Here is a 525-nt window from a genome sequence, read left to right as displayed (position 1 = left end):
CTAAAGTATTCCCTACAGGCATCATTGGTAATAACGGGCTTAATGCTATCGATTCACTATTCACGTCGGGCAAAGCTGCGATTGTTCAAACCGGTCCTTGGGCGCTCCAGCCTTACAAAGAAGCAGGGATCAACTACGGTGTATCCCCACTTCCCAAATTGCCATCTGGTGAGCAAATGGGATCATTTATGGGCGTGAAGAGTTACAGCATTTCCACTTTCTCGAAAAACAAACCATTAGCGCAAGAGTTTATTACGTTCGTCAATAACTATGACAATGCGAAGCGCCGTTTTGAATTAACTGGAGAGGTTCCGGCAGTGACAAAATTGGTAGACGATCCTGTTATTAAAAATGATCCAGGAGCAAGTGCTGTGGCGATGCAATCCATCCACGCTACGTCTATGCCTTCCATTCCAGAAATGAACGAAGTGTGGGGCCCGGCAAACAGCGCACTTCAGTTGATCGCAACCAATAAACAAGATGCGAAAAGTGCACTCGACTCGGCGGTAGAAAGCATCAATATGC

At 46.3% G+C, this 525-nt stretch carries 1 protein-coding gene; it reads left to right on the top strand.

The annotated features are described in order from the left end of the window. A partial coding sequence (locus R8O10_RS27340) for an extracellular solute-binding protein (RefSeq protein ID WP_318192251.1) occupies window positions 1-525 on the top strand: 525 nt, incomplete at both ends.

The organism is Vibrio sp. 1727, assembly GCF_033344415.1.
Lineage (GTDB): Bacteria > Pseudomonadota > Gammaproteobacteria > Enterobacterales > Vibrionaceae > Vibrio > Vibrio alginolyticus.
The sequence above is the reverse complement of the archived record's forward strand: the minus strand, read 5'-3'. Positions and strand labels throughout refer to the sequence as shown.